Genomic DNA, 21591 nt, shown 5'->3' with positions numbered 1-21591 from the left:
CGGCCCTATAGAAATAATTTTGCCTATTAATTTATCTTATGTCTAAAGTTGCATTAATCACGGGAATTACCGGCCAGGACGGTGCGTACCTTTCTGAACTCTTGTTAAGCAAAGGCTACATCGTCCACGGGATCAAAAGACGGGCTTCTTTATTCAATACCGACCGTATTGATCACCTGTACCAGGATCCCCACGAAAAGTCGCTGAACTTTATTCTTCATTACGGTGACCTGACCGACAGCACCAACCTCATTCGTATTATCCAGGAGGTGCAGCCGGATGAAATCTACAACCTCGGGGCCATGAGCCATGTGAAGGTGAGCTTTGATACGCCTGAGTATACGGCCAATGCCGACGGTATCGGCACGCTCCGCATCCTGGAGGCCGTACGCCTGCTGGGGCTGACCAAAAAAACAAAGATCTACCAGGCCTCCACTTCCGAGTTGTACGGTTTGGTGCAGGAGATCCCTCAAAAGGAAACCACGCCTTTCTATCCCCGCTCTCCCTATGCCGTCGCCAAAATGTATGCCTACTGGATTACGGTGAATTACCGCGAGGCTTATGATATGTTTGCCTGTAACGGCATCCTGTTCAACCACGAAAGCCCGCTGCGCGGCGAAACCTTCGTGACCCGCAAGATCACCCGTGCCGTTGCGCAACTGGCCCTGGGCCTGACCGACAAGCTGTACATGGGTAACATCGATGCGAAGCGCGACTGGGGCCATGCCAAGGATTATGTAGAGGCCATGTGGCGCATCCTGCAGCAGGAAAAGCCCGAAGACTACGTGATCGCTACCGGCATCACCACTTCGGTCCGGGATTTTATCCGCCTGGCTTTTGAGGAAGTGGGCGTGGAACTGGAATTCACCGGCGAAGGCGTGAACGAAACCGGTATCGTGCGTTCCTGCACCGGTGAATTTTCGTTCCAGCCGGGCCAGGAAGTGGTGAAGATCGACCCCCGTTATTTCCGTCCTACCGAAGTGGACCTGCTGATCGGCGATCCCACCAAAGCCCAGGAAAAGCTCGGATGGAAACCCAAATACAGCCTGAAGGAAATGGTAACCGAAATGGTGAGCCGCGACCTGGAAGCGTTCCGTCAGGAGCAGATCCTTATCAAAAACGGCTTCTCGGTGGCCCGGCAGTACGAATAGGCCCGCACCGGATCGCACCCGGCAGCCTGGCTGCCTTTCTATTCCGTCCTGCTTTAACCCTGAATCAATGAAAAAGAACGAAAAGATCTACATAGCCGGCCATCGCGGCATGGTCGGCAGCGCGCTCCTGCGAAAGCTGGAGGGACTGGGGTATACCAATTTTGTGTTGCGTACCTCGGCCGAGCTGGACCTGCGCGACCAGGTGGCCGTGGCCGCTTTTTTTGCGGAGGAACAACCGGATTACGTCTTCCTGGCGGCGGCCAAGGTGGGCGGCATTGTCGCCAACAACACCTACCGCGGCGAGTTTTTGTACGACAACCTGATGATCCAGAACAACATCATCCACCAGGCCTATGTGTCGGGGGTGAAAAAGCTGATGTTCCTGGGATCTTCCTGCATTTACCCCAAGCTGGCGCCCCAGCCCCTGAAGGAAGAGTACCTGCTGACCGGGCCCCTGGAGCCGACCAATGAGCCCTACGCCATTGCCAAGATCGCCGGCATCAAGCTGTGTGACGCCTACCGGAGCCAGTACGGCTGCGATTTCATTTCGGTCATGCCGACCAACCTCTACGGCCCCAACGATAATTACGACCTCAACAACTCGCACGTGCTGCCCGCCCTGCTGCGCAAGTTCCAGGAAGCCAAGGAGCAGCACCACGACCAGGTGGTGGTCTGGGGTTCGGGAACACCCCTGCGGGAGTTCCTGCATGCCGACGACCTGGCCGACGCCTGCTGTTTCCTGATGGAGCGGTACAGCGAGCCGGGCCCGATCAATATCGGGGTGGGAGAGGACATCAGCATTAAAGAGCTGGCCTTCCTCGTTTCCAACATCGTGGGGTACGAGGGAACCATCGTGTTCGACACTTCAAAGCCAGACGGTACCCCCCGTAAGCTGATGGATGTATCCAAGCTCCATGCCCTGGGCTGGAAGGCGGCCATCCCCCTGGAAGAAGGGATCCGCAGGGTATACACGGAAAAATTTCTCGAATCAAAATTGGAAAAATTATAAAGACTGTTAGCAAATGATCAACACTGCCGAATTGCAGTCCGTACCCGGAACGCAGGAGAAGAAAACGCAGCCGGAAGAATGGACGGAGATTATCCAGCCCCGAACCAGCCTGTTCGACCTGCGGTTGCAGGAGCTGTGGCGTTACAAGGACCTGGTACTGATGTTCGTGCGCCGCGATTTCGTGGCCAACTACAAACAAACCATTCTCGGACCCATCTGGTTCTTCCTGCAGCCCTTATTGACCACGCTGACCTATGTGCTGATTTTTGGCCAGGTGGCAAAAATTTCCACCGACGGTCTTCCCATGATGCTGTTTTACCTGGCAGGGATCACCATCTGGAACTATTTTTCCGAAACGCTGACCAAAACGGCTACCGTGTTTAAAGACAATGCGGCCATGTTCGGGAAGGTATATTTTCCCCGCCTGACGGCGCCCTTTTCCATTGTGATTTCCAACCTGCTGCGCTTCCTGATCCAGTTTGGGCTCTTTATTTCGGTTTGGTGCTACTATTATTTCCAGGGCGACGTGGTGCATCCCAACCTGCTGGTGCTGCTGACGCCCTGCCTGGTGCTGCTGATGGGCCTGATGGCCCTGGGCATGGGCATGATGATCAGCGCCATGACCACCAAGTACCGCGACCTGATTTTCCTGCTCACCTTTGGGGTGCAGCTGCTGATGTATGCCACCCCGGTGATCTACCCCCTGAGCAGCCTGCCCGAAAAATACAAGTGGGTCGTGCTGCTGAATCCCATGACCTCCATCGTGGAAACCTTCCGCTACGCCTACCTGGGCGTGGGATCGTTCGAGTGGTCGAACCTGGGCATCAGCCTGGTGGAAACCATGCTGATCCTGGTTATCGGCATCCTGGTTTTCAATAAGGTGGAAAAGAGTTTTACAGATACGATGTAATTGCCTTCCGGCGTGAAACTTTTTAATCAGAAGGCAAATACCAATAAATAAAGCAGTAATGAGCGATATAGTCATCAAAGCCGAAGAAATCGGTAAACTTTACAGGTTGGGCCAGATCGGCACCGGCACCATCAGCCATGACCTGAACCGGTGGTTTGCCCGGATCAGGGGCAAGGCCGATCCCTTTGCCAAGGTGGGCGAAACCAACGACCGCACCGTAAAGGGAACCAGCGATTATGTTTGGGCACTGAAGGATATCAACTTCAGCGTATCCCAGGGCGAAGTGCTGGGCATCGTCGGCCGCAATGGCGCCGGCAAGTCCACCCTGCTGAAAGTGCTTTCCAAAGTTACCTCTCCCAGCGCCGGCCGCATCAAGGTACAGGGCCGCATCGCCTCCCTGCTGGAGGTGGGTACCGGCTTCCACCCCGAGCTGACCGGGAGGGAGAATATCTTCCTCAACGGCGCCATCCTGGGCATGACCAAATCCGAGATCCGCAGCAAGTTTGACGAGATCGTGGAGTTCTCGGGCGTGGACCGTTATATCGATACCCCGGTAAAACGGTACAGCAGCGGCATGTATGTGCGGCTGGCGTTTTCCGTGGCGGCTTTCCTGGAACCCGAGATCCTGATCGTGGACGAAGTGCTGGCGGTAGGGGATTCGGAATTCCAGAAAAAATGCCTCGGCCGGATGAAGGACGTCAGCAACAATGAAGGCCGGACCGTACTGTTCGTGAGCCACAACATGACCGCCATCAAATCGCTTTGCGACAATGTGATGGTGATGCGCAACGGTACCATGTACTTCCACGGCACTGCCGACGAAGGCCTGAAAAAATATACCGAGCTGAACTTTACCGAGAAAACCAGGAGGGAGTTCAACAAGAAGGCGACGCTCCATGATGCGACCCTCACCCTGAATTCCGTGCACATCGAAAGCGAGAACCCCGCTTCCGACATCCTCTACATCGAGGAAGAGCAGAAGATCGTTTTCCGCATGGATATGGAGGGAACCATGGAAAATGTTTCCTTCAACATTTCCGTCTGCGATGAAAACGGCTTTACCATCTTTGCGAGCCTGTCGCCTGTGTTCAACCTGGAAACCGGCGCGTACGAAACAGAATGTATCTTCCCCCAAAGCCTGTTAAACGACAACACCTATTCCATTATCTTCCTGGTGATCAAGGACGGCGGCAAAGTGCTGATGCGGGTGGATGACGCCCTTTCCTTCACGCTCAACGAAAGGGAGCGGACGGAAAACTACCTCGGAAAATGGGGCGGAATGATGCGACCTAAACTCACCTGGAAACAAAAGAAAATATGATCGTAACTAAGGTATACGGCGGTTTGGCCGGCCAGATGATTCAATACGCCGTGGGCAAGCAAATCAGCACCAAGTATGGCGCACCCCTCTACCTGGATACATCCTGGTTTAGCTACGGGGCCTTTCACCGCCCGGAATTTCCCCGCGAGTTCAAGCTGGATCGCTTCCAGGTGAACTATGCGCAGGTGGACAATTCCAGCTTATTCTGGAAGCTGAAGCTGACCAGCCGGTTCCGGAAGTACAACCCCTTTTCCCTGCCGGTGGTCAAAGAAAAGGACCACACGCGCTTCGACCCCGGGGTGCTGGCCTCGGGCAAAAAATTGGTGCTGGACGGCTATTGGAACAGTTTCAAATATTTTGAAGGGATCCGCGAAGAACTGCTGCAGGAGTTTACACCCAAAGAGCAGCCCGATGAACGGAACCGGCAGGTATTGGAGAAGATCCGGAACACCAACTCCGTCAGTATCCACTTCCGCCGGGGCGATTATAAGCTCACCGCCTTTCACGGTATCCTGAGCAAGGAATATTACCTCAAGGCGATCGAGACGGTCACCAAAAACCTCGACAACCCGCAACTGTTCCTTTTTTCGGATGAACCGGATTGGGTATTTGAGAACATGAAGTTTGACCTGCCCTACGAAGTGATCGATTTCAACAAGAACGACAAAAATTACTGGGATATCGAGCTGATGCGCAATTGCAAGCACAACATCATCGCCAACAGCGGGTTCAGCTGGTGGGGTGCCTGGCTGAACCGCAACCCCGAAAAGGTGGTGGTGGCGCCGAAAATATGGTTTGCCAAAGGCGAGAACCCGATGAACGAATTCGTCCCCGCAACCTGGATCCGCTATTAAGGCGCCAGGGTGCATTCCGCAAATACTAAAGAAGATTATTATGGAGGCTGCGGCTGGTATACAGATGCTGGATCTGCCGAAAATCCTGGACGACCGGGGCAACCTGTCCTTTTTCCAGAGCAACGGCCAGATCCCTTTCGAGATCAAAAGGACTTATTGGATTTATGATGTCCCGGGCGGCGAGCAAAGAGGCGGCCATGCCTACCACCATATACAGGAGGTGATCATCGCCCTGTCGGGAAGCTTCGACGTGGTGCTGCACGATGGAAAGGAAGAAAAAAAGTTTACGCTCAACAGGTCTTACCACGGTTTGTATGTTCCCCGGATGATTTGGCGGCATATGGAAAACTTTTCCACCAATTCGCTGGCCCTGATCGTGGCGGATACCTATTATGATGCGTCGCAGTACATCCGCGACTTCGATACCTATAAATCAATGAGACGTGAGCTTAAATAAATTTACGGTTTTCGACTGCCACATTCTTCACCTCCCGAAAATCCATAACAGGGCCGGGAACATCACCCCGGTGCAGAACAGCATAGAGATCCCTTTCGACGTCAAACGGATCTATTACTTGTACGATATTCCGGGCGGCGAGTCGAGAGGTGCCCATGCCCATAAAAACCTGGAGCAGGTGATCATTGCCGCAAGCGGCAGCTTCGACATCACCATCGACGACGGAAGGAACAAAAAGACCGTAAACCTGAACCGGCCCTATATGGGGCTCCATATCAAGCCGGGCATGTGGAGGGACCTGAGCAACTTTTCTTCCGGGGCCATCTGCCTGGTGCTGGCTTCCCATAGCTACGACCCGGCCGACTACCTCCGCGATTACCAGGAATTTCTCCAATACAAACAGGCACAATGAAGATTCATCCCTTAGCCGACGTTCAAAGCCCTTCGATAGGGGCAGACACCACCATATGGCAGTTCGCCGTCATCCTGAAAGGGGCCGTCATCGGGTCGAACTGCAATGTCAACTGCCACACCTTCATCGAAAATGATGTGACCATCGGCAACAATGTAACCGTCAAAAGCGGCGTATACCTGTGGGACGGCCTGCAGGTGGAGGACAACGTTTTTATCGGTCCCAACGCCACGTTCACCAACGACAAGTATCCCCGCTCGAAGCAGTACCCCGGATCCTTCCAGAAAACAAGGCTGGAAAAGGGCTGTTCCATCGGGGCCAACGCCACCATCCTGGGCGGCACTACCATCGGGCGCTATGCCATCGTGGCCGCGGGCAGCGTGGTGACCAAAGACGTTCCGGCCTATGCCCTGGTCAAAGGCAACCCGGCAAAGGTCGCCGCCTGGCTCGATGTCAAGGGCAACAAGCTTACGGAAACCCAACCGGGGGAATTCTCGGATTCCGCCGGCAACAGATTTATTTTAACTAATGGCAATTTAAGCGCTTTATGAGTATTCCATTTCTGTCTTTCACGGAAGTAAACAAGCAAATCAAAGGAGAGATTCTTACCGCTTTCGAAGCGTTTTTCGATAAAGGCTGGTATGTGCTGGGAGAGAACGTAAAAAAATTCGAACAGGAGTTCGCCGCCTTCCTCCAGGTGGAGCATTGCGTGGGGGTCAGCAACGGACTGGATGCTTTGCATATAGCCTTAAAGTCATTGAACATAGGACCCGGGGACGAAGTGATCGTCCCGTCCAATACCTTTATCGCCACGGCGCTGGCGGTTTCCTTTGTCGGCGCCACGCCCGTGTTTGTCGAGCCGGATATCCGCACCGCCAACCTGGCGCCCGGCCTGATCGAGGCGGCCATTACGCCTCGGACCAAGGCGATCATGCCGGTACACCTGTACGGGCAGGCCTGCGAGATGGAAGCGATCATGGAGATCGCCGGCCGCCACCAACTTTATGTAATCGAGGACAATGCACAGGCGCAGGGTGCCGCCTTTAACGGCAGGCTTACCGGGGGCTGGGGCACCATCAGTGGCACCAGCTTTTACCCGGGCAAAAACCTGGGTGCCTTCGGCGATGCCGGCGCCCTGACCACCAATGACGCCGAGCTGGCCGCAAAGGCCCGCATGCTGGGCAACTATGGCTCGGTAAAAAAATATTACAACGAGGTGGTCGGCTTCAACATGCGGCTCGACGAATGCCAGGCCGCTTTTTTAAGCATCAAGCTCCGCTACCTGTCCGAATGGACGGGCCAGCGCCAGCAGATCGCTGCCTGGTACGATGAAGCGCTGCAGGATATCGACGGGCTGGTGCTGCCTTATACCGCTGCCGGTGCCACCCACGTGTACCACCTGTACGTGGTGCGTACCCAAAAGCGGGACGAGCTGCAGCAGTATTTGCAGCAGCTGGGTATCGGTACCCTGATCCATTACCCCATTCCGCCCCACCTGCAGGAAGCCTACCAGCACCTGAACCTGCCCAAGGGCAGCTTCCCGGTAGCGGAAGAAATTGCCGATACCTGCCTCAGCCTGCCCCTGTGGCCGGGAATGGAGCAGGAACAGGTGGCCGCCGTGGCCGCCGCCATCAAAGGCTTTTTCGCCAACGCTTAAGCGTGGGCGCCACCTTCCCGGCAAGGCAGGTCCGGAACTCATCGCAGTTGAATTATGAAAGAATATCCCTTAGTGACCATTGGCGTTGCGTCCTATAACAACGCCGCCTATATTACCGAAACGCTTTCCAGCGTTTACCACCAGCGTTATCCCAACCTGGAGATCATGGTCGTGGATGACCGTTCCACCGACGGCTCCCCGGCGGTGATTGAAGCCTGGATCGGAACGCATCAAAACCGCCGGGTTTCTTTGGAGGTGAATCAGGAAAACAGCGGGATTGTGGGCGTTGCGAACAAGCTGTTGTCCCGGGCTTCCGGCAAGTACTTTATCCTGTTCGGCAGCGATGATGTCATGCTGGAGCACCATGTGGAAGAGCTGGTAGACCAGTTCGAAAGCCTGGAAAAAGAAGGGAAGCTGCCTGCTTTTATCTACACGCCGGTTTTCCTGATCAACGGGCAAGGTGAACGCCTGCCGGCAGGAGAGGGGAGTATCCCGAGCAGCCGGAAAGTTCATTTTTTTGAGAACGGCTACGCACAGGTGCTGCTGGGAAAAGTAAAGATCCCCGCCCCCGGCGTGATGGTGCGCACCAGCGCCCTGAAGCCGGCCGGGTACGATCCCAGGTACTTCCAGGAAGACTTTCCCCTCTGGCTGCGCCTTTCGAAAAATAACCCTTACGGCTATTACGAATCGCCGAACGTGCAGTACCGGATCCATTCGGGCTCGCTGATGGCTACGAAGAAGGCCCGCCTGCTGCAAAACAAGATTGGAATTCTGCTGGACGAGCTGGAACGGATGGACGAAGGCGCCGGCCAGCCGCTCAAACGCCTGCTGATCGGGAAAATCCGGGACAAGTGTTTTGAACTGCTGCGCTACGACGCCGCTGCCAGCGCCAGGTTGCTGCGGGAAGTAAACCGCAGAACCTTCTCTCCCAAAAGCTATTTGTACTCTTTATTGATCCGCGCCGGCCTGGTGCGTTTTGTAAAAGGGTAAATTGTAAACTTTTATCTCAAGTACATGAACGGACCCCTGGTATCGATCATCATGCCTGCATACAATGTAGAAAAGTATGTCAGGGAAACTATTGAAACGATCTTCAATCAAACCTATACCAACTGGGAATTGCTGGTGGCCGACGACGCGTCTACCGACGGCACGCGGCGCATCCTGGATTCCTATACCGACCCGCGGATCAGGTGTTTCCACAACGAGAAGAACCTGAAGGTTTTAAAGACCCGCAATAAGCTGCTGCCGCATGCCAAAGGCGAACTGATCGCTTTTATGGATGCGGACGACACCAACCACCCCCAGCGCCTCGAAAAGCAGGTGGCGCGGTTTGCCCAAAAACCCAACCTCGGGTTTTGCGGCACCTGGGTGCAGGCTATGGACGAATCGGGAACCGCTATCCGCGTGAATTCGAAGCCGGTGACCAACGAAGAAATAAAGGAAGGGATGAAGAAATTTAATCCCATTGGCGAGGCCACGATTCTCGTTCCGAAGAAAGTGCTGGATGAAGTGGGCTATTTCCGGGAATACTTTGACGGCCTGCCCTGCCAGGTGTACGACCTCGCCTACCTGATCTCCGAAAAGTATGAATGCGAGAACATCCCCGAAGTGCTGTACTACTACCGCATGAACCCCAACTCCAACTCCAAAAAGATCGATCCCCGCAGGATCGTTACCTACGACCTGGTGCAGTACCTGGGGAAACAACGCCAACAGAAGGGAACCGATGATATCATGGACAACCGGCTGGACCTGCTCAACCGCAAGATGGAGGAGCTGCTGCAGCCCTACCAGAACGACCCCTCCCTGGTTTACCGGTACTACGCCGGCTCCTTTATGTACAGCAAACTCTACGACAAAGCCATCCAGGCTTCCATAGACGCCATCAAGGTGTCGCCGGGTAAGGTGGTCAACTACCGCACCCTGTTTTATTGCTTTCGTAAGAAAATCCAAACAAAGTTTACATGAGTGTCATTCAAGTTGGAAACCGGTTAGCGGAAATCAGCGCTGATTTTATGCCGGTGGCGGATCAGGGCCATTTCAAAATAGCCTTCCGCAAAGCAGGCAGGAAATGCGTGACCCACACCCACCTGCACCGGTTTCAGTTTTACTCCGACCTTCCTGTGGTACTGGATGGCCGCCAGGAATTTAAAAAGCTGACCGCTTTTTCAGAAATCCCTTTCCTCAAGGAGCTGCTTTCTTCCCTGGAAAACGAGCTGCTGGGAGCGGACGTCGTGTGGGATGCGGACGGGTTTAAGCTGGTGCTGAATTCCGTCAAGTTTTCCCGGGCCCGGTGGTATTATGTGTACCGCGACCATTCGTTCTTCTTTTCCGACGACCTGCGGGAACTGCTGCCTTATTCCCAAAAGAAATTGAGCCGCGAAGGGCTGTTCGGCGTACTGAAGTACGGCGAAACCCCGGAGTATTTTACCGTGGTGGAAGATATCCATGCCCTCCCGTGCTCTACCTTCCTGGAGCTCACTGCCGGCACCCTGGAAGAAATGCTGGCCAAAAAAGCAATCCCGCTTTCGGCCTTCCAGTTTTATTACCGCCATAAATACAGCTTCGAAGGCGGCGACCTGAAAACCACCGAACGCCTGATGGACGGCATCATGCAGCAGGTAGCCCAGGAACAGCCCCAGATCTTTATCAGCGGCGGCATCGACTCCACCCTGCTGAACAGTTTATACAACCGCCATACCTCCTCCGCGTACAATGCCCACTACATTTATTTCGGCGAGGAGGATAAGGAAATTGAATTTGCCAAATGGGCCATCCAGGGCACCAAGGCCGACCTGCATATCTGGCAAATGGACAGCAGCGATTTTGTGCTCTCCATGGAACTGGCGGCAGGGCATCTGATCCAGCCGGTCATCGACAATACGGGTTCGGTATTCGTAGGTTCGTTTTTCCGGCACAAGCTCAATGGCACTCCCATCAACGCTATTGTGGATGGAACCGCGGCCGACAGCTGTTATGGCAGCAAAAATTACAATAAACCCATCATCAAGGGCGAACAGAAGCCTTTCTGGATGCTGCGCGCCGGCGAATACGTGTCCAGCGTATTGCGGTTTTATAACCTTCCCCTGCACGACCGGTTCATACCCCGCGACAGCTTCGAGGAAGATACCAACCTACTGGAGCTGCAATGGTACCTGGGACCTTTCGGGAACGCCTGTTTCAAAAACGCAAAGGCGTATACCCAAAGCCTGGCGTCCAAGTACAAGTGGTATTACAACCTGCTGGATCAAACGGGCAAAAACGGTGAATACGCCCAGTATACCATCCTGAAGCTGGCCCTGTACGCCGCCAAGCAAACGACCGTAAAGGTGTATGACGTGAATCCCGGCGCAGAAGTGATCTTTCCCTTCCTCTACACCAGCATCCTGAAAGACCAGGGCCGGTACAGCTGGCAGGAAAAGAGCACCGACAACATCGTGAAATACCCGCTGAAAAAGATTTTACAGAATTATATCTCCCCGGATTTCATCTACCGCAGCAAGGTGGGCCTGAACAACCAGAACGTATCGTGGTTCGATGATGCGCAGGTGCGCAACTTCCTGCGCGACGTTTTCAACAACAGCGAGCTGAAAGAACTGGTATTCCCCGTCTTTCATAAGCAGGTGTCGAAAGCCCTGGAAAAAAAGGACCTGCATATCGATATCAAGAAGATGGTGCTGGCGTTTACGGGCATTGATCTGTGGATGAAGAAAAACAAAATCAGTCTGGGTTAATTTATGCGAAATATCCTCTTCCTTGCCGATCCCAATTCTGTCCACGACCTGAAGTGGATCAGCTATTTTACGTCGCAGTACACCTGCTTCCTGGTGGCCCGGAAGCACCACCTGGAATCCTGGCGGCCCGAAGACTACGAATCGTTCCGGCAAAAATACGGGGTAACCATAGTGGGGGCGCTGGAAGATTTTTCCCTGCGCCACTTTTTGCGGACGCTGAAGGAGTGGGACAAGCTGAAGGCGTTATTGGACCGGCACCGGATCGATATCTTCCACATCATGTACGCCGAGCCCAATGCGCTCTGGTGCTTTTTCCGCCCGGCGAAAAGCCCTATCTACTGGCTGCTGACCACCCGGGGCACCGACATCCTGAAGGCCATCCCGGCCCATGCCGGCCGCAAGGACCTGCTGAACCGTACCATCGCCTGGATGTACCGCCGCGCCCTGAAGCAGTTCGACAAGATTACCTGCACCTCGCATTTGCAGAAGGAGAACGTCTGGAAGCTGGCGCCCGGCAGCCCGGTGGAGATCATCCGAACCGGCGTGGAGGCCGAACGCATCCTGGCCGACAACCGCAGCCACCTGCCGGAAGAGCTGAACGGTGTCCGTTATGTGCTCTTTCCCCGCAATATGCGCCCGCTGTACAACCACGAGTTCAGCCTCGCCGCCATCCGCCTGCTGCCCCAGGCGATCAAAGCGCAGTATTGTTTTGTATTCGTGGACCAGGACAGCAGCGATACGGCCTATGTAAAAAAGATCAGGGGCCTGATGGATCAGGACCCTGAGGCCCGGTTCCTGTTTTTAAACCGGCAGCGGCAGGAGTCGATCTGGGAAATGTATAAAGGAGCCTCGGCAGTGGTCATGAATCCCCTGTCGGACGGTGCGCCGGTCAGCGCCATGGAAGCCATGCTGTGCGGCACGCCCGTGATCGTCAGCAACCTGGCGTATGACCCCGATATCTTCGACAATACCATCCTGAAGCTTTCCTCCTGGGAGCCGGCGGAGCTGGCCCGTACCATCGGGGAAGTGTTGGAAGGACGGACGGCCGTCAATAAAGACCTGTGCACGGGAAGGATCCTGGAACGGGGCAACCGGGCAACCGAAATGAAGAAGCTGGGTTCCATTTATGCTGCGTCCGCTTCCGCAGCCGCAGTAGGGTGACGCCACCTTAGGGCCCCTTTAAACTATAAGTAAAAAAGCAAGATGAGTTTTTATCCGAAAAATATTCTGTTGATCTCCCCCGAGCCCTGGTCGCATATCTTCGTGAGCAAGCATCACTATGCCATCGAGCTGAGTAAGAAAGGGCATGTGGTGTACTTCCTCAACCCGCCGGGCGCCGCCAGCGGGCTGAAGGTGCAGCCGGCCCCGGGGTATAAGCATATTTTTACCGTAGATTACCAGCCGCTGGTGAAAGGCCAGCGGTTTTTCCCGGCCTTTCTTTCCCGCAAGGTGGATGCCCTGTTGATCGACCGGCTGCAAAAAGCGGCAGGCGTCACTTTTGACATTGTGTGGAATTTCGAGAATTCCCGCTTTTTCGATTTTAACTTCCTGCCCCGGAACGTGCTGAAGATCTACCACCAGGTAGACCTGAACCAGAATTTCAACCTCAAAGCCGCCGCTTCCTCCGCGGATATCTGCTTTTGTACAACCGACCTGATCCGCAATAACCTGTTGCCGTATAACCGCAATGCCTTCAAGATCCACCACGGCGTCACGGAGAATGCCTTTTCGGCGGAACCGCCGGCCCCCGGCCGCGCCAAAAACGGTACGGTAAACGCCCTGTACGTGGGCAACCTGGACATGATGTTCCTGGACCTGGACCTGCTGGAAGCCGTGGTGAAGAAATTTCCGCAGGTGACCTTCACCTTCGTGGGTCCTTACCAGAAGGAAAAGGCCTTTTACCGCCGCATCAGCAACTACCCTCATTGCCGGCTGGAAGGCAAGGTGGACAGCCGCCGCATCAAGGACTACATGGCCGAAACCGACGTGCTGATGGTGCTTTACCAGCAGGCCCACCACCAGGACCAGGCCAGCCCGCACAAGGTGGTGGAATACCTGGCCAGCGGCAAAACCATCGTGTCCACTTATATGGATGAGTATAAGGATAAACGCGAGCTCCTGGCCATGTCCGATGAGAATGCCGATTATGTGGCGCTGTTTGAAAAAGTGATCTCGAACCTCGGCGACTACAACAACGAGGCCGAGCGGCAGAAAAGAATTGCCTTTGCCCGGAACCATACCTACGGCAACCAATTATTCCGAATCATTGAACTGGTAAAAGATGTCTGCGACAAACCCCTTGGTTAGTATCATCATGCCTGCTTACAATGCGGCACCCTTCATTGGCGCGTCCATTGAAAGCGTATTGAAGCAAAGCCACGGTCACTGGGAGTTGCTGGTGATCAACGACGGTTCCAAAGACGCAACCGAGCAGGTGGTCCTTTCCTTCAACGATGCCCGCATCCGCTATTTTCACCAGCAGAACCGCGGGGTGAGCAGTGCCCGCAACCTGGGCCTGCAACAGATGCGGGGCGATTTCCTCTGCTTCCTGGATGCCGATGACCTGTTGCCTTCCACCAGCCTGGAACGGCGCCTGGCCTTTATGCACCAGCATCCCGGCGTGCAGATGCTCGATTCGCAGGTGGACGTGTACAACGCCGATTTTTCCAAACGGCTGCGCACGTATGCCCCCGCCTATTCCGGCTTGTGGTGGAAAGGCCTGATCACCCTGAACAGTGCCTGCTTCTTCGGCCCCAACGTATTCCTGCGCAACAATTTTCAGATCCTACCCATGAAGGAAGGACTGACCCATGGCGAAGATTACCTGTTCTACCTGAATAATGCCGTCCGTTACCAGCTGGTCTACCACTTCCTGCCGGAAGTTTGTTACCTGTACCGGCAAAGCAATAGCTCGGCCATGAGTAACCTGGCCGGTTTGGAAAAGGGCTACAACCGGATCCTCGGGGAGGTGAAAAAAATGCCGGAAGTCGGTTTCCTGGACTGGAAGCGGCTGGAGCTGCGCATCATGCGGATCCTATTGCTTTCCTTTGTCGCCGCCCGCCAATATGGAAAGGGCCTGTCGCAGCTGGGCCGGCTTTTCCGGAGCGCTGCTGCCTCCTAAGCTCCCGGGATATAATTTTGCGCTTACATTATTTGAATAAGGACCAAAAGTGAATATACTTTATCTCTGTTATTGGGGGTTGTCGGAAGGACTGACCCAGGCAACGGTTTTTCCCCACCTGAAGCTGCTGGCAGCTTCCGACAAGGTGGAGCAGATCATCTTTGTGACCATCGAACGGAACGGCGCAGGGGGCAACCCGGCGGAAATTCCCGGCCATCCCAAGGTGGTTTACCGGCCCCTGGTGAGCCGGAACTTTCCGGTCAACCTGCTCAACAAGATCAATGATTTTGTCATTTTCCCCGGCGCGCTGAAATCCCTTATCCGCGAGTTCGACATTAAAAAGGTTATTGCCCGGGGCTCACCGGCCGGGGCGCTGGTGTATAAGATCTGTAAGGAAAAGCAAATCCCTTATTACGTCGAATCTTTTGAGCCGCACGCCGATTACATGCTGGAGTCGGATGTCTGGCGCAAGTCGGACCCCCGCTACCTGTTTCAGAAGAAATGGGAAGAAAAGATCAAATCCACGGCGGCCGGCCTGATGCCGGTGGCGGAAAATTATAAAGCCCAGCTGGTAACCGAAGGCGTCTGCAGCTCCCGGATCGTTACGGTCCCCTGCAGCGTGGACCTACAGCGGTTTGCCTTCGATGACGGGCAGCGGCAGCGCATCCGCGAAAAGCTCCAGGTAGCCCCCGGGGCCCTGGTGAGTATCTACGTGGGTAAGTTTGGCGGGATCTATTACGACGAGGAGGCCTTCGAATTATTCAGGCGGCTGATGAAAATAGTGCCCTCCCTGGTCATCATCATCCTGACGCCCGACAACCATGCGGCCCTGTTCGATAAGATCGAAAAATTCGGATTGCCGAAGGAGCGGTTCCGCATCCTGACCGCTACCCACCAGGAGGTGCCTTATTACCTGTCGGCCGCCGATTTTGCACTGGCCACCATCAAGCCGGCGCCCAGCCGCAAATTCTGTTCGGCCATCAAAGTAGGCGAGTACTGGGCCAACGGACTGCCCGTATTGATCACCACGGGAGTGGGCGACGATTCGGACATCATCGGCCGCCAGCAGATCGGGGCGGTGCTTCCCCTCGACTGGCAGGACCGCGACGACCGGTACCTGGAAACGGTGGTAGGAAAACTGCGGATGCGTAACGGCCGGCAAGCCATTGCCGAGGTCGCCCGCCGCTACCGCAGCCTGGAACGCTGCGTGGAGGCGTATAAACATTTTGGGTTGCTGTAACGCGCAACCGGCACAGACAATATTCACTTCTTTGAAAAAGGTACTTTTTATTTTGCCCTATCCGCTGAAGCAGGCGCCCTCCCAGCGTTTCCGGGTAGAAGCGTTTTTCAGCCTGCTGCAACAGCACCGGATCCCCTACGATACCCATGAATTCCTGGACCAGGATGCCTGGGATATCCTGTACAAGGGGGGCTCTTCCCTGCAGAAGGGCCTGGCGGTGGTCAAAGGGTTTTTAAAACGTTTCCGCAAGGTGCTGTTCGATTCGCGGCAGTACGACCTCGTTTTCGTGCACCGGGAAGCGTCGCCCCTGGGCCCGCCGGTGTTCGAGTGGCTGCTGGCGCGGGTGCTGCGCAAAAAGGTCATTTTCGACTTCGACGACGCCATCTGGATCCCGAACGTCACCGAAAGCAACAAGCTGGCGCGGTCGGTCAAGTGCTTCTGGAAGGTGGCCTATATTTGTAAATGGTCGCACAAGGTTTCCGCCGGCAACCGCTTCCTGGCCGGTTGGTCGGAGCGCTACAACAACCGCGTGGTGGTCAACCCTACCTGCGTGGACGTGGAAACAAGGTTCAACCGCCTGCGGGAAGCCCCGGCTTCGGGTAAGGTGGTCATCGGCTGGACCGGCTCGCACTCGACGCTGAAGTACCTCGATATCATTTACCCGGTGCTGCAACGGCTGGAAAAGGAATTCGACTTCGAGTTCCTGGTCATCTGCAACCAGCCGCCGGCTTTCGAGCTGAAGTCCCTGAAATTCATGAAATGGCAGGAAAGCACCGAGATCGACGACCTGATAAAAATGGATATAGGAGTGATGCCGCTCATTGCCGACGCCTGGAGCGAAGGCAAATGCGGTTTTAAGCTGATTCAATACCTGTCGCTGGGCATCGCTTCCGTAGCCAGCCCCGTAGGGGTGAACCGCGATATTGTGCAGCAGGGACAAACAGGCTTCCTGTGCAGCAGCGAACAGGAGTGGTACGAAGCCCTGAAGACCCTGTTGGAAAACCCCGGATTGCGCCGGGCCATGGGCAAGGCCGGCCGGGAAAAGATCGTCGGCGAATACAGCGTCCAGTCCAATGCGGCCAATTTCCTTTCCTTTTTTTCATAATACACTCTTGCGTTCCATTTTACTTGTATTACTATTTTTCCTGTAGAATGTTGCTGTTAGGAAAGTGAAGAAATAATTGTAATAAAACCTGAAGATAATTCGAAGCCGAGCTGGCAACATGACCATCAAGCGCGCAGCCTTCGACTAATTGTTTATTCATTTTTTTTATGCAAAAAAAACTGAACTATATTGATGCTCTCCGGGGACTGGCTATTTTAATGGTAATAGCAATTCATACCATGCAATATGGAACCAACAATAATCATCCGATTATTATTGCCCTATTTAAAAGTGGAGCAAGGGGAGTACAATTATTCTTTGTCGCCAGTGCATTTACCCTATTTCTATCCGGGTGGAATCGAAAAGGTGAGCTGCACCCTACAAGAAACTTCTTTATTCGACGGTTTTTCCGGATAGCGCCGGTGTATTACCTTGGGATTGCTTACTACTTTTGGCAATTTAATGGCGAAGTGAACCATTGGTTAGGTGGTCCCCACGAAATAGAAACCGGCAATATTATTTCCAATTTTTTGTTTTTGCATGGATTTAATCCTAACTGGTTCAATTCGCTGGTCCCGGGCGGATGGTCGATTACCGTGGAAATGATGTTTTACTGCTTGGTACCTGTGCTATTGAAGTATATTAGTTCACTGAACAAGGCGATTACTTTTTTTGTAGGCACTGTAGTGCTAAACTTTCTCCTGACGCGGATGCTTGGTCATTTCAATTCGGGTTTTACGGAAAAAATATGGAGCCAATACATCGGCCTTTATCTTCCCAGCCAACTGCCTGTGTTTGCATGTGGGATTATTGCCTTTTTTATTGTTGTAAAGCGGGATTACGCGGTCAGTGCAGGTAACCTGCTGGCAGTTTCCCTTCTGATAGCCGCAAACATCATCCTGGGAGCCATGATCTCGCCCGTAATGTTTTTCGGAATAGCCTTCTCCCTGCTGTTGGTGGCTCTATCGCGGAATGATTTTACCTTCCTGGTAAACCCTTTTTTCACTTTCTTTGGACGGATCAGTTACAGTGCCTATATCGTTCATTTCGGCATTCTACACTGGATGACAAAGTTTTCATTTGTTGATTTTGTGCCAGCGAATTCGTTTCCTTTTGCCCTGGCAAACTATTGTATCCGTTTTTTCGTGGTACTAGGCTTGGTTGCTCTTATTGCCAGCCTTATTTTTCGCTTTGTGGAGCAACCTATGCAGCGAATGGGCAAATGGTTAATCAATAGATTGGAATTGCAGAGGGTTTCCTTAAATCCCGTTTTACAGAACCGGCAGCAATAGATAGTTGGATGTCGGGTGCGATTTGTTTGCATTCCTGCGCAATCACAAACGTTCCCTGGTTCATTTCAACGTGCCTGGCTTCTTTTTTTCATAATAAATTCAACAGACTATGTGCGGTATAAGTGGTGGATTCGCCTTTAATGCGAAAGGTAGCGGGTTCCTGGAAAAGGTGCCGGCAGCAAACGCGGCACTTGTAAAAAGGGGGCCGGATGGGGGTGATGTTTTCCTCAGCGGCAATGTGGCGCTGGGCCATCGCCGGTTATCGATTATTGACGTATCCTGCGCGGGCAGTCAGCCCATGACCACGCCCGACGGCCGGTATACCATCGCCTTCAACGGCGAGATCTTCAATTACCAGCAATTGCGCCAACAGTACCTGAGCCCGGAAGCGCAGCAGCAACTGCGGTCGCAATCCGATACCGAGGTGTTCCTGGCCCTTTACGCCCAATTGAAGGAAAAGGCGTTCGAGCTGTTGCAGGGATTTTTTGCCGCCGCCCTCTACGATAACCAAACCGGCGAGCTGGTGCTGGTGCGCGACCGCTACGGCAAAAAGCCGCTGCTGTTTTACCTCGACGAGGAGAAGCTGCTGTTTGCCTCGGAAATGAAGGCCCTGTTCGAGAACGGCATTCCCAAAGAGATCAACTGGAACCTGCTGCCGGTCTATTTTCAGCTGAACTACATCCCGCAGCCGTACAGCCTCGTAAAAAATGTGCAGAAACTGAAGCCGGGGCACTTCCTGGTGGTGCGCCCGGGCCAGCAGGTGTTCTCGCGGCCCTATTACGAACTGAACCTGAAGCCCCAGGAATACGGCCGTCTCACCTACGAAACGGCCCAGAAAAAGCTGGTGGACCTGATGGACGAATCGGTACAGTCGCGGATGATCGCCGACGTTCCCCTGGGCTCCTTCCTCAGCGGGGGCATCGACTCCTCGGTGGTGGTAGCCCTGGCGGCCCGCCATACCAACAAGCTCAATACCTTTTCCATCGGCTACAAGGACAACCCGTATTTCGACGAGACCCATTATGCCAAGCTGGTGGCCAAAAAATACAAGACCGAGCATACCGTCTTCTCCCTGGGCAACGATGACTTTTTGGAACATGTGCAGTCCGTGCTGGATTATATCGACGAACCTTTTGCCGACTCCTCGGCCATCCCGGTTTATATCCTGAGTCATCATACCCGCAAGCACGTGACCGTGGCCCTGTCCGGCGACGGGGGCGACGAGGTGTTTGCCGGCTACAACAAGCACGCGGCCGAATGGCGGATGCGCCAGGGCGGCGCCCTCAACACCCTGGTCAAAAAGGCGGCGCCCGTACTGGAGCTGCTGCCCAAAAGCCGCAATAACAAGCTGACCAACAAGTTCCGGCAATTGCACCGCTACGCCATCGGCGCCCGCCTGACGCCCGCCGAACGCTACTGGCGCTGGGCGGCTTTCCAGAGCAGGAACGAAAGCCTCAGCCTGCTGCACGACCGGGTAAAACAGCAGATCAATACCGCCCGGCTGGACGAGATCCGCAATGAATTTGCCGGTCCCATCAAGGGCGCCGACTTCAACGAAGTGCTGCTGGCCGATATGAACCTGGTGCTGCAGGGCGATATGCTGGTGAAGGTGGACCTGATGAGCATGGCCAACAGCCTGGAGATCCGGAGCCCCTTCCTGGATACCAGCGTGGTGGAATTTGCCTTTGGCCTGCCCACCCATTTCAAAATCGACGCCTCCATGAAAAAGAAACTGGTGCAGGATGCCTTCCGTCCCTTCCTGCCCGAAGAGATCTATAACCGTCCCAAGCAGGGATTCGAGATCCCGCTCCTGGGCTGGTTCCGGAAAGAGTTGTGGCCCCTGATCGACAACGATCTGTTGAGCGATGCCTTCGTGGAACAGCAGGGCATCTTCAGCTTGGAAGCCACCCGCAGCCTGAAAAAGCAACTGCTGTCGAACAACCCGGGCGACAGCCACGCCATCATCTGGGCCCTGATCGTGTTCCAGAACTGGTGGAAGCGCTATATGGCCTCCTGAGTCGCTTCCCGCTTACTGAGTTCCGCCGCCTGACGTGTTCGTTGGGCGGCTTTTTTTTGCTTGTCATCGTGCAGCATGATCACCAGCAGGGCGGCATAGAACGGAAGGCAGGGGATTTTGTAGCGGGATAAGGACCCGAAGTTGTACGACGAAATGCCCACCGCAAAGGCGAAGATCAGCGAGAAGATCAGGCAAAAGAACAGGTTGGGATCTTTGAAGATCAGGCGGAAGCTGTTCCCCAGGCCCCGGCGCCGAAAGGCTTTGATGGTAAAATACAGGAAGACCAGTGCTTCCGCGGCCGACAGCATCACGATCATCTTGCGGGCTTCCCAGGGAAAGGGACGGAACAGGGTCACCACCACGGCCTGGGGAAACTTTTTCAGCATCCCCCCGATGCTGGGGTCAAAGGCGCCCAGGTCATAGGCCGATCCTTCATCGCCGGAGGAGTAGGAAATCCAGTTGCGGGTGGTATTGGCCGTTTGGGCGATATCTTCCAGGGAGTAGCGGTTCAGTTCCTGGGCAAAGATCCGGGTAAAGAACAAAAAGCCACCGGCAGCCATCGCCATGAAGGCCAGGCGTGCGATGAAGCGCAAGGCACTGGATTGGATCCGCGACGAATAGGTGGTCAGCAGCCAGATGGACAAGGCCGGAACAAAGGCCAGCAGGATGTATACCTTTACCTTTAAGATCAGGTAAAAGCTCAGGAAAAACAAGATTAAGTTCTTGAGCGAAAAGTCACGGTTCACAAATACCCGGAAGGAGGTGTAGGTAAGCCAGCCCAGGCCGAACATACAGACGGTATCCTTGAAGATGGCGGACCCCCATACAAACGTACTGGGGATGAACAGGAAGGCAGTAGCCAGCTGTTTGTGCAGGTGGGGATAAATATTGACAAACGTGCGGAACATGGCCCAGATGCCGGTATAGGATAAAAAAGCGAACAGCACGGCGATGGGCAGATAGGTGTTCCCGTTCAAAATGCCGAAGACCGCGGCGATCGCTCCTACCATATGGGAGGCGGGATCTTTGTAAAAGGGCAGCCTGGGAATGTAGGCGTACAACTCCGGGGCCTCCTCCAGCGGGGTGCGCAGCAGCAGCTTGAACCAGATGGAAGGGGATTCGCTGAAGGTCGCATTAATACCGCGTGCATGCTTGAAATAAAAGAAGGTATCCCCCGAGCCATAATAAAACTGGTAAACCAGGGCAATGAAAATGGCGCCGGCAAACTTCAGGTACAGGCCCTGCATATAATATTTCCGTAAGGGATGTCCGAATGGGTATCTTTTATCCCGTTGGTTCTTTGCGATT

Annotated in this window: 20 protein-coding genes; 19 read left to right on the top strand and 1 reads right to left on the bottom strand. The window is 54.3% G+C overall.

Features of this window, described 5'->3' with window-relative positions:
• The first annotated feature begins 38 nt into the window (after nucleotides 1–38).
• The 19 genes from gmd (at nucleotide 39) to asnB (ending at nucleotide 20283) form a co-directional block, all read left to right on the top strand.
• Complete coding sequence (gmd, locus tag V9K67_RS20155) at nucleotides 39–1151, top strand: GDP-mannose 4,6-dehydratase (protein WP_336725615.1); 1113 nt, start codon at nucleotides 39–41, stop codon at nucleotides 1149–1151.
• Nucleotides 1152–1218: 67 nt separating this feature from the next.
• Nucleotides 1219–2160, top strand: coding sequence for a GDP-L-fucose synthase (fcl, locus tag V9K67_RS20150; RefSeq protein ID WP_336725612.1), 942 nt, complete (start codon nucleotides 1219–1221; stop codon nucleotides 2158–2160).
• Between the two features lie 13 nt (nucleotides 2161–2173).
• The gene (locus tag V9K67_RS20145; protein WP_336725608.1) at nucleotides 2174–3070 is read left to right on the top strand and encodes an ABC transporter permease; all 897 of its coding nucleotides are present in this window, start codon (nucleotides 2174–2176) and stop codon (nucleotides 3068–3070) included.
• A 58-nt stretch (nucleotides 3071–3128) separates the two neighbouring features.
• Nucleotides 3129–4391, top strand: a complete 1263-nt coding sequence (locus V9K67_RS20140) for an ABC transporter ATP-binding protein (RefSeq protein ID WP_336725606.1) — start codon at nucleotides 3129–3131, stop codon at nucleotides 4389–4391.
• Nucleotides 4388–5245, top strand: coding sequence for an alpha-1,2-fucosyltransferase (locus V9K67_RS20135; RefSeq protein ID WP_336725603.1), 858 nt, complete (start codon nucleotides 4388–4390; stop codon nucleotides 5243–5245). The genes V9K67_RS20140 and V9K67_RS20135 overlap by 4 nt, the downstream gene beginning before the upstream one ends.
• Before the next feature lie 40 nt (nucleotides 5246–5285).
• Nucleotides 5286–5702 (top strand): sugar 3,4-ketoisomerase, encoded by a 417-nt coding sequence (locus tag V9K67_RS20130; RefSeq protein ID WP_336725601.1) that lies wholly within the window; start codon nucleotides 5286–5288, stop codon nucleotides 5700–5702.
• A complete protein-coding gene (locus V9K67_RS20125) occupies nucleotides 5689–6114 on the top strand; it encodes a sugar 3,4-ketoisomerase (RefSeq protein ID WP_336725597.1) in 426 nt (141 codons plus the stop codon). The genes V9K67_RS20130 and V9K67_RS20125 overlap by 14 nt, the downstream gene beginning before the upstream one ends.
• A complete protein-coding gene (locus V9K67_RS20120) occupies nucleotides 6111–6665 on the top strand; it encodes an acyltransferase (RefSeq protein ID WP_336725595.1) in 555 nt (184 codons plus the stop codon). Before V9K67_RS20125 ends, V9K67_RS20120 begins: the two co-directional genes overlap by 4 nt.
• The gene (locus V9K67_RS20115) at nucleotides 6662–7771 is read left to right on the top strand and encodes a DegT/DnrJ/EryC1/StrS family aminotransferase (RefSeq protein WP_336725594.1); all 1110 of its coding nucleotides are present in this window, start codon (nucleotides 6662–6664) and stop codon (nucleotides 7769–7771) included. The genes V9K67_RS20120 and V9K67_RS20115 overlap by 4 nt, the downstream gene beginning before the upstream one ends.
• Before the next feature lie 54 nt (nucleotides 7772–7825).
• Nucleotides 7826–8761 (top strand): glycosyltransferase family 2 protein, encoded by a 936-nt coding sequence (locus V9K67_RS20110; RefSeq protein ID WP_336725592.1) that lies wholly within the window; start codon nucleotides 7826–7828, stop codon nucleotides 8759–8761.
• A gap of 24 nt (nucleotides 8762–8785) precedes the next feature.
• Nucleotides 8786–9742 carry a glycosyltransferase family 2 protein gene (locus tag V9K67_RS20105; RefSeq protein ID WP_336725590.1) on the top strand — a complete coding sequence of 319 codons (957 nt, stop codon included), beginning with the start codon at nucleotides 8786–8788 and terminating at the stop codon, nucleotides 9740–9742.
• On the top strand, nucleotides 9739–11508 hold the full coding sequence (locus V9K67_RS20100) for an asparagine synthase-related protein (protein WP_336725588.1): 1770 nt from the start codon (nucleotides 9739–9741) through the stop codon (nucleotides 11506–11508). The genes V9K67_RS20105 and V9K67_RS20100 overlap by 4 nt, the downstream gene beginning before the upstream one ends.
• Before the next feature lie 3 nt (nucleotides 11509–11511).
• Nucleotides 11512–12669 carry a glycosyltransferase family 4 protein gene (locus V9K67_RS20095; RefSeq protein WP_336725586.1) on the top strand — a complete coding sequence of 386 codons (1158 nt, stop codon included), beginning with the start codon at nucleotides 11512–11514 and terminating at the stop codon, nucleotides 12667–12669.
• Nucleotides 12670–12711: 42 nt separating this feature from the next.
• Nucleotides 12712–13815 (top strand): glycosyltransferase, encoded by a 1104-nt coding sequence (locus tag V9K67_RS20090; RefSeq protein ID WP_336725584.1) that lies wholly within the window; start codon nucleotides 12712–12714, stop codon nucleotides 13813–13815.
• Nucleotides 13790–14629 (top strand): glycosyltransferase family 2 protein, encoded by an 840-nt coding sequence (locus V9K67_RS20085; protein WP_336725582.1) that lies wholly within the window; start codon nucleotides 13790–13792, stop codon nucleotides 14627–14629. Before V9K67_RS20090 ends, V9K67_RS20085 begins: the two co-directional genes overlap by 26 nt.
• Before the next feature lie 49 nt (nucleotides 14630–14678).
• A complete protein-coding gene (locus tag V9K67_RS20080) occupies nucleotides 14679–15869 on the top strand; it encodes a glycosyltransferase family protein (protein ID WP_336725580.1) in 1191 nt (396 codons plus the stop codon).
• A 31-nt stretch (nucleotides 15870–15900) separates the two neighbouring features.
• Nucleotides 15901–16974, top strand: a complete 1074-nt coding sequence (locus V9K67_RS20075) for a glycosyltransferase (RefSeq protein ID WP_336725578.1) — start codon at nucleotides 15901–15903, stop codon at nucleotides 16972–16974.
• A gap of 167 nt (nucleotides 16975–17141) precedes the next feature.
• A complete protein-coding gene (locus V9K67_RS20070) occupies nucleotides 17142–18266 on the top strand; it encodes an acyltransferase family protein (protein WP_336725576.1) in 1125 nt (374 codons plus the stop codon).
• A 109-nt stretch (nucleotides 18267–18375) separates the two neighbouring features.
• Complete coding sequence (gene asnB / locus V9K67_RS20065) at nucleotides 18376–20283, top strand: asparagine synthase (glutamine-hydrolyzing) (protein ID WP_336725575.1); 1908 nt, start codon at nucleotides 18376–18378, stop codon at nucleotides 20281–20283.
• Here the strand turns inward: asnB and V9K67_RS20060 are convergent.
• Nucleotides 20268–21530, bottom strand: a complete 1263-nt coding sequence (locus V9K67_RS20060) for a hypothetical protein (protein WP_336725572.1) — start codon at nucleotides 21528–21530, stop codon at nucleotides 20268–20270. The two genes, asnB and V9K67_RS20060, sit on opposite strands and share 16 nt — an antisense overlap.
• Between the last annotated feature and the right edge of the window lie 61 nt (nucleotides 21531–21591).

This window comes from Huijunlia imazamoxiresistens (genome assembly GCF_037132455.1).
GTDB lineage: Bacteria > Bacteroidota > Bacteroidia > Chitinophagales > Chitinophagaceae > Flavisolibacter > Flavisolibacter imazamoxiresistens.
The sequence above is the reverse complement of the archived record's forward strand: the minus strand, read 5'-3'. Positions and strand labels throughout refer to the sequence as shown.